Source organism: Yersinia sp. 2541 StPb PI, assembly GCF_052217145.1.
In the GTDB taxonomy this organism is placed as follows: domain Bacteria; phylum Pseudomonadota; class Gammaproteobacteria; order Enterobacterales; family Enterobacteriaceae; genus Yersinia; species Yersinia enterocolitica_E.
In genome coordinates, this window is record NZ_JAZGQB010000001.1 from 2,154,872 (window position 1) to 2,169,286 (window position 14,415).

Sequence of the window (14,415 nt, forward strand, 5' to 3'; positions counted from 1 at the left end):
CGCGTGCTTTATCCTGCCGGGCAATTATGCGGCGGTTACTGGGGGCGCTTTATGACTCTCTGTTGGTGCGAGAGTCATGCGATACAGTTTTGGTGCAGTGAGCATCATCAATACTGCGATAATGGCAGTGACAATACCAATCTGCATAAATACATGGCTATAGATTGCCAGTGATGCATGGGCATCAGTAACATCACTTGGCACCGCAGTTAATGCTGCAACTTTACCGGCGATCAGGGCTGCTGCTGCTGTCGTCAGGAACCATGAACCCATGATGAAGCCCATCAAGCGCTGAGGTACCAACTGCGCAACCATCGCCAGGCCGAGGCCCGAAATCATCAGTTCCCCGATACTTTGCAATGCGTAGCTCAGGATCAACCAGTTAACGGACACAATGCCATGTTCGTTGGCGAAGCTGGCACCCCATGGTAGAACCAGGAAGGCCGCAGAGCAGAGCACCATACCGAAAGCAAACTTGTGTGGCATTGGCAGTCGGTCACCCATCTTATTATAGATAGCCGCCAGTATTGGGCTGGCTACCATGATCCAGAACGGGTTCAGCGCCTGATACTGTTCTGGTTCGAAGGTAATACCAAAGATTGAATGCTCAACGTTATGAATAGCAAAGAAGTTCAGCGACGTTGGCATTTGGCTATACAGCACAAAGAACACCACCGCTTCCAGCATCAGTAAGAATGCCACAATCATTCGGCGGCGGGCAGTGCCATGCAGAGAGAAGGTCTCTTTGGCAAAGATACAGATGATGCCCAGAGATACTAATGCCAACGCCCAACGTGCCACTATTTGGTTATGCAGCAACCAGCTTGACAGCGTGACCAGTGCAACCACACCCACCAATACCATCAGTAACTTTTTAATCTGTAGTGGTGCAAAGTCAGGTTTTGAACCTTGATTTTTTACCCATTTACGGCAGAACCAGAAGTTTACCAAGGTGATCAACATACCCACTACGCTCAGTGAGAATGCGACGCTCCAGCCATACTTCGCGGCTAACCATGGGGTGGCCAGCATAGAGAAGAATGAACCGATATTGACGGACATGTAGTACATGGTGAATGCGCCGTCTAAACGCGGATCATCTTTGTTATAGCATGTTGACAGCAGAGAGGATGGGTTGGCTTTGAACAAACCATTACCAACCGCAATGGTCGCCATACCCAGATAAACCCAGAAAATGTCATGGCCGGAGTAGGCAATCATGGCATAACCGACTGCCAGCGTTAATGCACCAAGTACGATGACACGTTTGGCACCGAGCACCTTATCGCCTAACCAGCCACCGATGGCCACAAAGCCATAGACCAGTGCACTGAAGGATGAGAACAAGGTGATGGAGTCGGCTTCGCTCATCCCGAGCATTTTTACCAGATAGACGGCCATGATCCCTTGCAGGCCGTAATAACCAAAGCGCTCCCAAAGCTCGATAGAGAAGATCAGGTAAAATGCTTTTGGTTGTTTGAAAGCATTCATACTGATGCTTTCGGGTTGCTCACTGTTGGGTGGCTGTTGACTGTTGTTTGCTGTTGACACGGGGACCTCTGTTTTTCACTACCGACCACAAATGGTGGGAGAGACAAAAGTGAATGCGCGAACCGGCATCCTTTTGCATTGTTATAAGATGTTTAGCGGCGGTTAATGTTCACTATCTTTGTCAGCGAGACAAGGCTTTTGCAATATTCTGTTACATATATCTCAGGCAGGGCTATGCGACCATGTTACAAATGTTATGCAGTATTAACGTTTATGTTTTAGCTGTTTGACGATTTTTTGTTTTGATTAAAAGCTGAACTGATTTTATTTGGTGGTATATTCTGCTATTTGATTGGTTAATGGTTTATATGGTCAGATGTGAGTGAATAAACAATTCAATATTGTGGTTATTGTGAATAATCTGAAATTATCCAAATTTCGTTCAAATGTTAATCAGTAAAATGCCTGAGTTGAAAGATGAAATGGGATCTGGATCAGATAGCTGTGTAAATTTTTCGCGCGAAAAAGGCCAGCACGGCAAAACATGCCACCAAGGGACGATGGTATACTGGATAGAATCATGAAAATCTGAGTATCTGTATGGATATCAAGCAACTGGTCTATCTCTGTAATCTGGAGCGCGAGCGCCATTTTGGTCGTGCGGCTGAGGCCAGCTTTGTCAGCCAGCCAACATTGTCGATGCGTCTGAAAAACCTGGAGCGGGAACTGGGGGTGGCACTGATAAACCGGGGTAATAATTTCGAAGGATTTACCGCCGAAGGTGAGCGCGTATTAGCCTGGGCCAGAGAGATTGTCTCTGTCTATCAAGGGCTAAAGTTAGAGGTGGAGTCCCTTAAACATGGTTTAAACGGCACGCTGCGTATTGGTGTAGTACCACAATGCAGTATCTCGTTGGCACTATTACTTAAAAGTGCCAGTGAACGCTATCCCCATCTGGATTACCGTGTTTCAGTGTTAAGTGCTGACCAATTACTGGAAGCTTTAACCGGTCACTCGGTCGATGTGGGCATTGGTTTTTTTGAATTGACCACCTTGAATGAGCTGCATTTTCAGGTACAACCGCTAGTTGACGGGGGCATTGACCTGGTGTTTCACCTCGGACATTTCCCTGATTTGATGGGGACTGAGCCGCTGGCACTGGCCCAGGTAGCACAACTGCCGCTCTGCCTGGCTGAACCCAGCCGTTACTTCCGCCGCTATCTGGATAACAGTTTTCGTGATGCCGGTCTGCCGCTGCATGTGCGGCTGGAAAGTACTTCTATCTTTCAGTTGTTACAAGGCATCTTTGTCGGTTTAGGCTGTGGCCTGTTCCCGCAGGGTAGTCTACTTGAGGATATGTCACCCGACCTGCAACGGCGGCCGGTGGATATTTTGAAGATGAGTCGGCATGCTGCTGTCGTGGTGGCTGAACCAGGGCGAGTTACACCGCTGGCCCAGCACTTTTTTGATGTCGCTAAAACATGGTTGGCTACCCACTAAAACACTGCAATCCGCAATTGCGGGCGAGTATCAAACAGCTTGCCCCAGCGTTTGTCTTAACCGGTTGGTCCATCCGGCTGCGGCGGTGTCGAAGATGATACTCACCAGTTGCTGATTACTGACACCCAGAGCTAACAATGGACTGATATGTTGATGGCTAAAGCGTTCTGGTGCGCGAGTCAACTCGGCTGCGGCATAGATAAGCCAGTGGATAATCTGCTCATCAGATTGAGTCGCCAAAGCGTTATCAATCCCCGCGTCAAGTGCCGTTATCAATGTGGTGTTAGGGGTTAATTGGTGCAATTGGTGTTTATGGATAGCCAGACAGTAGCGACTGCCATTGATGCGCGCAGTCACCAACGCCACCAATGCCAGCCAATCAGGTGGCAGCAACGGAGGATAATGTTGGCGGGTGATAATGGTGCGGTACGCGAGCAGACTTTGCTGATGGTGTTGTAGCAACTCACTGAGGGTTATCTCTGCGTCATCTGACGATGGCTCAGATGAAATGACCTCATTGATTGTCTTTGAGGGTAACCAACCTTGCCATTGCGCTACAGATGACGCTATCAAGCCTGCGGGAGCATCTTCCATGCGCGGAAAACCGGGCAATATTACCGTAGGATATCCAGCGAGTGCACAAAGGGCTGCCACTACTCTGGCTTGATAACTAACAAAACCAATAATCTGCGATAAAACAATAATATCTGTAGCGGTTAAACCTACATCAGCGAGTTGTTGCAAAGCATGCTTATCAATTAATGTCGGCTGACTGGCCAGTTGACGGGCATATTGGGTTATCTGTGTCAGTCGCATATTACTTTCCCGCGATGCGTCCGGGCTGGAAAGTGGCGTCAGGCGGGCGGCATAATGGCTGCACAACCGTTGAACCCCGGTAACTTGTGCCACCGTCAGTGCGGTACTTAAGCGGTCATACAGTGAAAAGGTGTGGTCTCGGTTCAGCTCGACAGTGAGCGGGAAAAGTGCCTGATACATTGCATCTGAGGCAGACAAAATCGCCGCATGCTGGCGTAACGGGTCATCTAATCGGGCGGGAATAGTATCGGCTAAGCCAAGCAAAAAGATACCCTGTTCAATGCTGTTCTCATTTGTCAGCAGATTATCGCCATTACAACTATTAGCACTGTAACTCTCCTCGGTGACGGGGGCGGCGTAGATCTCCGGGTTACCGCTGCGTTGAGTTTCATGATACCAATGGGCATTATCCTGTTGTCGAAATTGCACCATGATGACCTCCGTTAGGGACAGCAACGCGCCCAGGTTAACGATAAAGAGGTTGTAAGCACCGTTTGGCTATAAACCGAGAGCGAATCAGTGACAAGGGTAGGTAGTGCGGTATCGGACCGGGAGCATAGCAAAGTAGTCGGTATCAACATCGGCAAGATATCCTGTTGTTTTATGGAATGAACACAGTGGATATCATTACTGATTGAGTTTGCGAGATAAAATAATGTTAAACCATAATCCATAACTAAAAGTAATAACATATTATTATATATAACAAAAATGTTGTTACGTTAGCGAATAAATGACTAAAGAAGCAGGAAAAAATCCGCGCTGAGGTGAGCGCGGAATGGGTGATCGTGGAGGTAAATGGCAGGGCAGAAAACCCGCCTAAAAATGGCCTGAGTCCCGCCGCCAGGCATCGGCGGTTAAAGCTTCACCAAAGTGGCTGGAAATCAGCCGCTTAGTCAGATCGTGCAGCGGGGATGCCAGCACCTCGGCCGTGCTACCACGCTCCACCACTTCTCCTTCATGCATCACAATCACCTGATCGCTGATATGTTTCATCATGCCTAAGTGCTGGGTGACATAAATATAAGATATGCCATGTTTTTCCTGTAACTCCAGCATCAGATTAATAATCTGTGAGCGCATGGACATATCCAAAGACGCCAGTGCTTCATCGGCAACAATCACTTTAGGTTGCAGGATAAGTGCCCGTGCCAGTGCGATACGCTGCTTCTGGCCGGACGCCAACATATGCGGATAATAGTTAGCGTGATCGGGCAGTAATCCCACTTGCCGCAAGGTCTGATAGATTCGTTGCTCACGAGCCACCGCGTCTAAATCAGTGTTCAATTTCAGTGGCGCATCCAACAACTGGCCGATGCGCTGACGCGGGTTAAGTGAGGTGCTCGGATCCTGAAAAATCATACGGATACGTTGGCTGCGATAAGCATAATCACCGTAGGACAGGCGATGATCGTCAATCAGCAATTCACCATCCGTTGGTTCAATCATGCCCGACAGCATTTTTGCCAAGGTGGATTTACCGGAACCGTTCTCACCAATCACCGCCAGGGTTTGGCCTTCGCGTAAAGTAAAACTGACCGATTTGACCGCTTCTACGTGCTGACGACGAAATAACCCGGTGCGGTAGCGGAAGGTTTTGCTCAGATTACGGACTTCGAGCAGAGTCTCTGCCATTATTGCTCCTCCAGATTTAAGGGGAAGTGGCAGGCAAAGGCGTGGTTTTTTACCAGCCGCAAGCGCGGTGTTTCAATACAGGTTTTTTGCGCATAAGGGCAGCGAGGCCCAAGACGACAGCCAACGGGCAAATGCTCCAGTGATGGAATAGCCCCAGGCAAGGTATTTAAGCGACTTTTATGTGGCAGGGAGCGGCCAAAATCGGGCATGGCACGGATCAGCGCCTGAGTATAAGGGTGGTGGGGGGCGGCCAGCAGGTCTTCGCAAACGGCACTTTCCACAGTTTGGCCGCAATACAGCACGTTAACCCGATTCGCCCATTTACTCATCATCTGCAAGTCATGGCTTATCAGCAAAATAGTGGTGTTGTTATTCTGATTAAGTCGCGCCAGCAGACGGAAAATTTGTGCCTGAGTGGTGGGTTCCATGGCATTGGTAGGTTCATCGGCGATAAGCAGCCGAGGTTGATTAGCCAGTGCAATGGCAATCATCACCTTTTGGCATTCACCTTCAGTCAGCTCATAGGGATAACTGCGCATAATATCTGTGTGGTCTTTAATCCCTACACGGTGCAGCAACTCAATTGCCCGCCGTTTGCGCCAATGAAAACGTTGCCACCAGCGACCTTTATAGGTCCAGCCCGGTATCGCTTGTATCAATTGCTGACCAATATTTTCTGAGGGATCCAGACAGGATTGCGGTTCCTGAAAAATCATCGAGATATTATGGCCGATCACCTTGCGTCGTTCGCGTGGGGTCAATTGCAACAGATCGATGTCGTCAAAGCGAAAACGGTCAGCGGTAATGCGCCAGTTATCTTTACTGACCCCACAGATAGCTTTGGCGATTAAACTTTTACCTGAACCGGATTCACCCACCAGACCACGAACTTCACCCTCAGTCAGGGTAATACTGATGCGATCAACCGCTTTGACCATCCCTTCAGAGGTCATAAATTCAATGGTGAGGTTACGAATATCAAGTAACGGCATTATTCCACCCCCGCATTAATTGCCCGGCGCATGCCGTCACCCAACAGGTTAACTAGCAGTACGCTGACTAAAATCGCGCCACCCGGCAACATCACGGTCCACGGGGCGACATAGACTAAATCAAGTGAGTCCCCCAGCATCGCTCCCCATTCCGGTGAGGGCAATTGTGCGCCTAAATCCAAAAAACCCAACGCAGCAATATCCAAAATTGCCATTGATAGTGCCCGGGTAAATTCAGTGACCAAAATAGCGGCAATATTGGGGAAAATAGCATAAGCCAGAATATGAGGGGTAGACGCGCCATCTAAACGGGCGGCAATAACATATTCTTTATCCAACTCATCATGTACGGCGCTATAAATGGTTCGTACCATTCGGGGTAGCAGTGCCAGCCAAACCGCGAACATGGCATGTTCTAAACTCGGCCCGACAAAGGCGACCACAATGATGGCCAGCAGCAGCGACGGAATAGAGAGCAGGGTATCCAGTACATGATTAAGAATAGCGGAGCGAAAGCCGTGAGTGATACCGGCAAATACACCAAGGATCACGCCACACAGCGCCGCAGCCAGTGTGACTAACAGTGCCGAGCCATAAGTCGATGCGGTTCCTGCCAATAATCGGCTTAAAATATCGCGGCCGAGATCATCAGTGCCAAGGAAGAACGAAACGTTGCCATAGCGCGACCAGGAAGGCGGGAGCAGTTGGTAGCCCAAAAACTGTTGGTCAAGGGCATAGGGTGCCAGTGTATTGCCCAACACACAAAGCACCAAGAGGGCGAGTACGCCGTAGAAGCCCACCATTGCCAAGGCATCGCCATAAAAAAGCCGCCAGGTATACAGCAACGGGCTGGGCATTTTCTTCTCACGGTAGACATTATCGAAGGGCATACCATTCCTTATGCTTTAGCGGTGTCATCATTGCACCCAGAATATCTGACAGGACGTTAATGACGATAACCAACGACCCGACCACCATTACCCCTGCAGAAATGGCGGCGTAATCCTGCTGGCGAATGGCGTTTATCAACCAACGGCCCAATCCCGGCCAGTTAAACACCACTTCGGTTATCATCGCTAACGTCAGCATGGTGGAAAACTGTAACCCCAGTTTTGGAATGATGGGCGGCAATGCATTATGCAGCACATGGCGGCGAATAATGGTAAAGCGTGATAGGCCGCGAGTGGCGGCGGCTTTAATGTAGTTTTGCCCAATAACATCATCGGTACTGGTGCGCATAAGGCGAATGACTTCGGTCGTTGGGGCCACCGCCAGTGCGGTGATTGGCAGGATCATATGCTGCACAGCGCTGAGCATCATCTCTTTGCGATACGGCGAAGGTGATAGCCATGCATCGACCAGAGCCAAACCAGTGACCGGTTTCACTTGATATAACAGGTCAAACCGGCCAGAAACCGGCAGCCAACCTAAATGCAGTGAAAAGAACAACATCAACAGCAGCGCCAACCAGAATACAGGAATTGAGAAACCAAGTAATGCGACAGAACTGATGGCGATATCAGCCCATTTCCCGCGCATCACACCGGCAATAATCCCCAGCGGAATACCAACAAATAGGGCTAGTGTAAAGGCCAGTACACATAATTCCATGGTGGCGGGGAAGGCTTCACGCAATTGCTCGCTAATAGGTTGACCATTGATGCTAGAAACCCCGAAGTCCCACTGAAACAGGCTATTGAAATAGAAGCGGTAAGCATCCATTAAGGATGCGCCATTTAACGGCGCATGAGGGGTAAAGTAGCTCAGGCTAAAACTGACCAGTGACAACATAAACAACGTTATCACTAATAGTAATAAGCGGCGTAAGGTGAAGATAATCATGGTTTTTTGCCCTCATTGCTCTCACGGAACACGCCAGCAAAAGAAGAATTGCCAAACGGGCTTAATACCAAACCTTTAATATCATAACGGTATGCCTGTAACCGTAATGAAGATGCTAATGGCAACAGTGGCAATTGTTGCTCCAAAATACGCTGAGCTTGCTGATAATATTCAATACGCGCGGATAATTGCTGGGAACGTAATGCTTTTTGTAGCAATTCATCAAACGCCGGATCACACCAATGAGCATAGTTTGTTTGCGAACGAATTGCCGCACAGCTTAAAAGCGGGCGGAAGAAACTGTCTGGGTCATTACTGTCTGTCGACCACCCCGTCAGCGTCAGGTCGTGATTCATCTCCATCAGCCGCGCCTCTTGGAATCGGCCTTCGACCGGCACTATATTGACCGTAATCCCCACCTGAGCCAAATCAGCCTGAATCAGTTCCGCCGTTTTTAATGGGCTGGGATTATAAGATTGCGAGGCGGTCGGCACCCATAGATTGAATTGTAAATTAGTCAATCCAAGCTGTTTTAGAATCTCTTTAGCTTTTTCTGGATTATATTCGGTTACCTGGGCCTGATTGTCATATGCCCATGATGCACGAGGTAAAATAGACGCTGCGGTCTCAGCGGTACCGTAATAGATTGACTGCATTAATCGCTGGTTGTTAATCGATAATGCGATCGCCTGCCGCACCCGCTGATCGTTGAGTGGTGGCTTACGGGTGTTGAATGCCAAATAAGCTACATTCATCCCTGGGCGCAGTGTCAGACGCAGGCGAGGGTCATCTCGTAAAATGGATAATTGGCTGGCTGCTGGATAGGCCAACACATCACACTCGCCGGTCAGTAGTTTGGATAAGCGGCCAGTACCACCCGCACCCAGATCGATAACCACCTGCGGCATGCGCGGTAAACCTTTCCAATAATCACTGTTACGGAACAGACGAATGTATTGCCCGGAGCGATATTCGTTCAACAAGAAGGGACCGGTCCCCACAGGCTCACGATCGATCTGCTCTTGTCGGCCTTTTTGGGTCAACACGTCGGCGTACTCGGCAGAGAGTACTGGTGCATAATGGGTAGCCAGATGCCAAAGGAAGGAGGCATCTGGAGCCTTCAGCTTAAATTCAACCGTATAATCATCCAGTTTTTTGACACTTTGCACTGCGTCGGCAAATTGTAAACTGTCGAAGTAAGGATACTCGCCACCATTGACATGGTGGTAGGGGTGTTGTGAGTCAAATACCCGCTGAAAGCTGAATATCACATCATCTGCGTTCATCATCCGGGTTGGGGTAAACCAATCGGTGGTCTGGAAGGGGACGTCTTTACGTAAATGAAAACGATATGTCGCGCCGTTATCCAGCACTTGCCAACTTTCAGCTAGTTCAGGGATTAAACGGTAGGTATACGGGTCAACGTCCAGCAGGCGGTCGTAAAGTTGTGCTGCCAGGGTATCGATGGTCAATCCGCTACTGGCCATCTGCGGATTAAAGGTATTGAGTATCCCGCTGACACAATAGACGAAGCCACGTTGGCGGATATCCGGCAGCGGTTGAGCGGGTTGAGGGGCCGGGGCGGGTTGCGCCAGCGCTGATGTCGCAAGGCAAGACAACGACAGCAAGCAAATAAGTAAAGCACGCATAAACGCTTCGCAGTAAGTAAGCAATACTCTTAGTGTACCGTAATCTGACACTCTCCCCAATCCATTGAGTAAAACAACTGCACTGTCTGCTGGTTGTTGCAGCAATCGAGGTGAATAAACAGCAAATTGTTGTTTATACGCGAGGATGTAGTGAGAGCAATGGGCGGCGGCGGCGGTGTTCGATGCTGTAATTGAGTATAATTCCATCATAATCAGTGCGGGAATGAGAAAAATTCTCAACAAAGTGTTTGCAAGTGCTATTGATAACCATTATCATCATTTTGCTCTTCGAGATAAGGCCAGTAGCTTCTGGTTTTAGACAGGAAAGCACGACATTGCTCACATTGCTTCCAGTGTTTTTTAAGCCAGCTCGGGTGCTGGCTTTTTTTTTGCCTGGCGTCGCCTGGTCCTTTCATATGTTATGTGTACTGACGTTCGATCACGATTTAATTATAAATGATAATGATATTTATCCTGTGTGCACTCAGTTTTTTTGTATTATGAAATCAATACATCCATTGCTATATTAATAAATGAAAAATATTAGTGATGAAACTGTATTTATATAGTCTGGTGGCGTTATGAAACGATGTCAATTAATGGTTTTATTGTTTATTTCTTATATAATAAGTATGAGTGGTTGGGCTAAACCGCCGGATATTGTTTGGCGTGTTGATACCCGCGATTATCAAGAGATATTCAGTCAGGGTTTTCACTCTTTAGGTGATAATGATTCTGTAGTAGAACACCTTAGTGGCAGAAGTTGCCGTGGTGACCATGCCACATCAGCGGATAGTATATTTATTTCCACTACAGCCGATAAAATCTTTGCTTATAATTATTTAGAGAGAGTTTTGAAAAAAACACAAACGACAATAGGCAGTGATGCACTGGTTTATCTTTATCAGATAAGGGCTGATAGTAATATGTATAGCGCAGATTATACATTGAATTTTATATTACGCGTGGGGGCGAGTGGTATGCAACAGGAGCTTCACCATATTTTTCGCTATTCGCCGTTCTTATCGGAATGGATGGCGCATAGCAGAATTTTAGGAGAACAAATTATGTCAGCAACTTCATACCTGTTGCGTCAGGGCAAAGTTATCGCTAATGAGTTTATGCCTAACCCTTTGTATCGGCAAACACGATCGAGTGCCAGTGCGAATCCTTATCGCAATGCTTTAATAATACCGTCGACTCTGAATATAATGCGAGTCTGGATGTTAAGAATGGGAATAAGACCGATGGTCAGGGCGTGTTTTGGCAGTATGAAGTCAACGAACCACAAGCGGGGTATAGATTCAATTTATCGAGGTCATGGCAGAATGTTTAAGTTAATCGCTATTTTATAAAGTTAATATTCCTAATATGTAGGGGTTATATTATGAAGGTGGTTATTTATGGGGCCATTGTGTTATTTTGTAGTTCGGTATTGGCGACTAAACCTGGAGATTTAAAATCACAATGTGATGCTGATAACAGCATGATGATTTATAATCAGATAATTAAAAAATATAATGCGACTATTATGTGGCGACCGGATGATATGTCGCTTAATGCGATTAATATTAAAATAGATGATAAATGGTATGGAACTATAGCAGAAGATAAAGTTAATGGTAATGGAGCGAAAGGGCTATCCAGTTTTGCACAAGCCGCTTACTTAATTAATCTCCCTGTCGATGTCTGTGTTAAAGGTAAATATCTACGGGGGCTGGAGGGGGTTCATTAGCTTTTCGCTCAGATCAGCCGGTTATTATCCTCTGCACTGAACGAAATGAGAAGCTAATTCTTTTCTACTGACCGATATCACCGCTTAAAATAGCATGTTTCTTTAACATGCCACGTAACTGATGGTAGGTTAGCCCGAGTAAACTCGCCGCTTTGCGTTGATTGAACCGCGCCTGTTCCAAAGCGTGTTTCAACATTTGCTGTTCACTGTTTTGCAACCACTGCTTTAGGTCGAGAGGCAATTGAGGAAGTTCAGAAACGTGAACGTCTGCCATTTGCGGCGCTTTGTTTTCACGAGGCTGTCGGGGTGCGAAAGGATTAATAATGATATTATCCAGTGATTGGTCACTATTCCCGTGGCGATAAACTGAACGTTCCACCACATTTTTCAACTCCCGCACATTACCCGGCCAGTCATAATCCAGTAGTTGCTGTTTAGCTTGTGGCGTAAAACCGGGAAATAGCGGCAGACCTAACTCTCTACACATCTGGATGGCAAAGTGTTCAGCGAGTAACATGATATCTTGCTGACGTTCACGTAACGGTGGTAGTTGCACTACATCAAAGGCGAGCCGGTCCAGCAGGTCGGCGCGGAATTTACCTGCCTGCGCTAAAGCGGGTAAATTGTCATTGGTAGCACAAACCAGCCGGACATCCACTTGCAACGGCTGACTGCCGCCAACGCGCTCCAGATGACCATACTCAATCACACGCAGTAATTTTTCCTGCACTAACATAGGCGCTGTTGCCAGTTCATCTAAAAAGAGCGTACCCCCATCTGCTCGTTCAAAACGCCCCAGATGGCGCTTCTGCGCACCGGTAAACGCCCCCGCTTCATGACCAAATAATTCTGAGTCAAGTAAGTTTTCATTCAATGCGGCACAGTTAAGTGAGATGAATGGCCCTTGCCAACGGTTTGATAAATAATGTAACCGGTGCGCAATCAACTCTTTACCGGTGCCTCGTTCACCAATCACCAACACCGGCTTATTCAACTTTGCCAGCCCGGAAACTTGCTCCAGCACTTCAACAAAAGAGTTTGCTTCGCCTAACAGGTTTTCTAATTGCTCGCTCATGATGAAATTCGCCAATAGTTAGTTAAAACACTCACTTTACATTCTATCTTAATTTAAGCAGAAAATATTTTTTTGTTATTTTTCAACTTATTAAAACTAATGAAAAGTTGGCACGACTCTTGATAATAGTTATTCCACAAGAGTTAGGCGAATGGATGCAACCAGACGCCGCTATTTCAGAAAGCCATTAAGTCAAAGAGGACATACATTATGGGTATTTTTTCACGCTTTGCCGATATCGTGAATGCCAACATCAATACATTGCTGGATAAAGCGGAAGATCCACAAAAGTTAGTACGCCTGATGATTCAGGAAATGGAAGATACACTAGTCGAAATTCGTTCAACATCTGCCCGCGCATTAGCTGAGAAAAAACAGTTGTTGCGTCGCATCGATCACAGCGAAAGTCAGCAGCAAGAGTGGCAGGAAAAAGCCGAGCTGGCTCTGCGTAAAGATAAAGAAGATTTAGCCCGCGCGGCACTGATTGAAAAACAAAAAGTTGCTGCATTGATTGATACACTGACCCGTGAAGTGGCCACAGTAGAAGAAACACTGAGCCGCATGAAACATGAAATTAGCGAGTTGGAAAGTAAGCTAACTGAAACCCGCGCCAGACAACAGGCGCTGACCCTGCGCCATCAGGCTGCTGCGTCATCTCGCGATGTGCGCCGCCAGCTCGATAGTGGGAAACTCGACGAAGCTATGGCACGTTTTGAGCAATTCGAGCGGCGTATTGACCATATGGAAGCTGAGGCTGAAACTGTGGGGGTCGGCAAACAAAAGTCGCTGGAAAGCCAGTTTGCTGAACTGAAAGCAGATGATGAAATCAGTAACCAGTTGGCCGCACTGAAAGCGAAAATGAATTCGGCTGAGTAATGGTCTTGACCCATTTGCGTAAGCCCTATCTTTTGCTCTGTTTTATCGCTTTAGTGGCGAAAATATATCGAGCGGGCCGTAAGCAATAAAGCGGCCTGCCATAATTTAAATGCGGATACCCGCCAGATGATTAAGGGGAACGAATGAGTATCCTGTTTCTTGCCATACCACTGACCATTTTTGTGCTGTTTGTCGCACCTATTTGGTTATGGCTGCATTACAGCAATCGCCAGCAAAGTGGCGCTCAGCTTAGTCATCAGGATATGCAGCGCCTATCACAGTTAACTGATGATGCTCGCCGGATGCGGGAACGGATTCAAACATTAGAAGAAATTCTTGATGCGCAACATCCGAACTGGAGGCAGTCATAATGGGCGATGTTTTTAAAAATAATATGTTAAGTGGCAAAAAACTGTACCGGGTGCCAGAAGAGGGCATGATCAAAGGGGTGTGTGCTGGTCTGGCCCACTATTTTGATATTCCAGTACGATTGATTCGGGTGATGGTGGTGTTATCTCTGTTCTTTGGTTTGTTTGTTTTCACTATCGCGGCCTATATCGTACTGACTTTTATACTGGAACCGGTCCCCGCAGCCAGTTTTAATGGGCAGCATGAAGCAACGCCTCGTCAGCTGCTGGATCAACTAGAGTTTGAGTTGGGCGCCGGGGAACAGCGTTTGCGCCAGGTAGAGCGCTATGTCACCTCTGAGACTTTTGGTGTCCAGAGCCGTTTTCGCCAGTTGTAGTGTTACCAATTATTGCAGCCGGGAATGTTGCCCATAGATGTTACTTACCTATCCATACA

Annotated in this window: 14 protein-coding genes; 6 read left to right on the forward strand and 8 right to left on the reverse strand. The window is 47.5% G+C overall.

Annotation, left to right across the window (positions count from 1 at the left end; genetic code table 11):
* Nucleotides 1-24 precede the first annotated feature (24 nt).
* A complete protein-coding gene (gene dtpA / locus V1953_RS09595; RefSeq protein ID WP_442850852.1) occupies nt 25-1,551 on the reverse strand; it encodes a dipeptide/tripeptide permease DtpA in 1,527 nt (508 codons plus the stop codon).
* A 540-nt stretch (nt 1,552-2,091) separates the two neighbouring features.
* Between dtpA and V1953_RS09600 the strand changes: the two genes are divergently transcribed.
* Nucleotides 2,092-2,991, forward strand: coding sequence for a LysR family transcriptional regulator (locus V1953_RS09600; RefSeq protein ID WP_442850853.1), 900 nt, complete (start codon nt 2,092-2,094; stop codon nt 2,989-2,991).
* 30 nt (nt 2,992-3,021) lie between these two features.
* On the opposite strand, the gene V1953_RS09605 is transcribed toward V1953_RS09600, so the two are convergent.
* The 6 genes from V1953_RS09605 to sapA form a co-directional block, all read right to left on the reverse strand.
* Nucleotides 3,022-4,239, reverse strand: coding sequence for a CMD domain-containing protein (locus tag V1953_RS09605; protein ID WP_372569221.1), 1,218 nt, complete (start codon nt 4,237-4,239; stop codon nt 3,022-3,024).
* A gap of 387 nt (nt 4,240-4,626) precedes the next feature.
* Nucleotides 4,627-5,442: a putrescine export ABC transporter ATP-binding protein SapF gene (gene sapF / locus V1953_RS09610; RefSeq protein WP_032906086.1), complete on the reverse strand. Its 816-nt coding sequence runs from the start codon at nt 5,440-5,442 to the stop codon at nt 4,627-4,629.
* Nucleotides 5,442-6,434: a putrescine export ABC transporter ATP-binding protein SapD gene (sapD, locus tag V1953_RS09615; protein WP_083158762.1), complete on the reverse strand. Its 993-nt coding sequence runs from the start codon at nt 6,432-6,434 to the stop codon at nt 5,442-5,444. The genes sapF and sapD overlap by 1 nt, the downstream gene beginning before the upstream one ends.
* Nucleotides 6,434-7,324, reverse strand: a complete 891-nt coding sequence (gene sapC, locus V1953_RS09620) for a putrescine export ABC transporter permease SapC (protein ID WP_083158763.1) — start codon at nt 7,322-7,324, stop codon at nt 6,434-6,436. The genes sapD and sapC overlap by 1 nt, the downstream gene beginning before the upstream one ends.
* Nucleotides 7,311-8,276 carry a putrescine export ABC transporter permease SapB gene (gene sapB, locus V1953_RS09625; protein ID WP_083158764.1) on the reverse strand — a complete coding sequence of 322 codons (966 nt, stop codon included), beginning with the start codon at nt 8,274-8,276 and terminating at the stop codon, nt 7,311-7,313. The genes sapC and sapB overlap by 14 nt, the downstream gene beginning before the upstream one ends.
* Nucleotides 8,273-9,925 (reverse strand): ABC transporter substrate-binding protein SapA, encoded by a 1,653-nt coding sequence (sapA, locus tag V1953_RS09630; RefSeq protein ID WP_372569884.1) that lies wholly within the window; start codon nt 9,923-9,925, stop codon nt 8,273-8,275. The genes sapB and sapA overlap by 4 nt, the downstream gene beginning before the upstream one ends.
* Nucleotides 9,926-10,506: 581 nt before the next feature.
* Between sapA and ytxA the strand changes: the two genes are divergently transcribed.
* On the forward strand, nt 10,507-11,280 hold the full coding sequence (gene ytxA, locus V1953_RS09635; protein ID WP_102970402.1) for a putative AB5 enterotoxin ADP-ribosylating subunit YtxA: 774 nt from the start codon (nt 10,507-10,509) through the stop codon (nt 11,278-11,280).
* Nucleotides 11,281-11,312: 32 nt separating this feature from the next.
* Nucleotides 11,313-11,660, forward strand: a complete 348-nt coding sequence (gene ytxB, locus V1953_RS09640; RefSeq protein WP_083158766.1) for a putative AB5 enterotoxin binding subunit YtxB — start codon at nt 11,313-11,315, stop codon at nt 11,658-11,660.
* Between the two features lie 64 nt (nt 11,661-11,724).
* Here the strand turns inward: ytxB and pspF are convergent, their stop codons facing one another.
* Complete coding sequence (gene pspF, locus V1953_RS09645; RefSeq protein ID WP_372569218.1) at nt 11,725-12,735, reverse strand: phage shock protein operon transcriptional activator; 1,011 nt, start codon at nt 12,733-12,735, stop codon at nt 11,725-11,727.
* A gap of 210 nt (nt 12,736-12,945) precedes the next feature.
* Here pspF and pspA point away from each other — a divergent pair, with 210 nt between their 5' ends.
* The 3 genes from pspA to pspC all read left to right on the forward strand — a co-directional run bounded on the left by pspA (nt 12,946) and on the right by pspC (nt 14,356).
* Complete coding sequence (pspA, locus tag V1953_RS09650) at nt 12,946-13,611, forward strand: phage shock protein PspA (protein WP_083158768.1); 666 nt, start codon at nt 12,946-12,948, stop codon at nt 13,609-13,611.
* 143 nt (nt 13,612-13,754) lie between these two features.
* The gene (gene pspB, locus V1953_RS09655; protein ID WP_032906081.1) at nt 13,755-13,982 is read left to right on the forward strand and encodes an envelope stress response membrane protein PspB; all 228 of its coding nucleotides are present in this window, start codon (nt 13,755-13,757) and stop codon (nt 13,980-13,982) included.
* A complete protein-coding gene (gene pspC, locus V1953_RS09660; RefSeq protein WP_193784654.1) occupies nt 13,982-14,356 on the forward strand; it encodes an envelope stress response membrane protein PspC in 375 nt (124 codons plus the stop codon). Before pspB ends, pspC begins: the two co-directional genes overlap by 1 nt.
* Nucleotides 14,357-14,415: the final 59 nt, after the last annotated feature.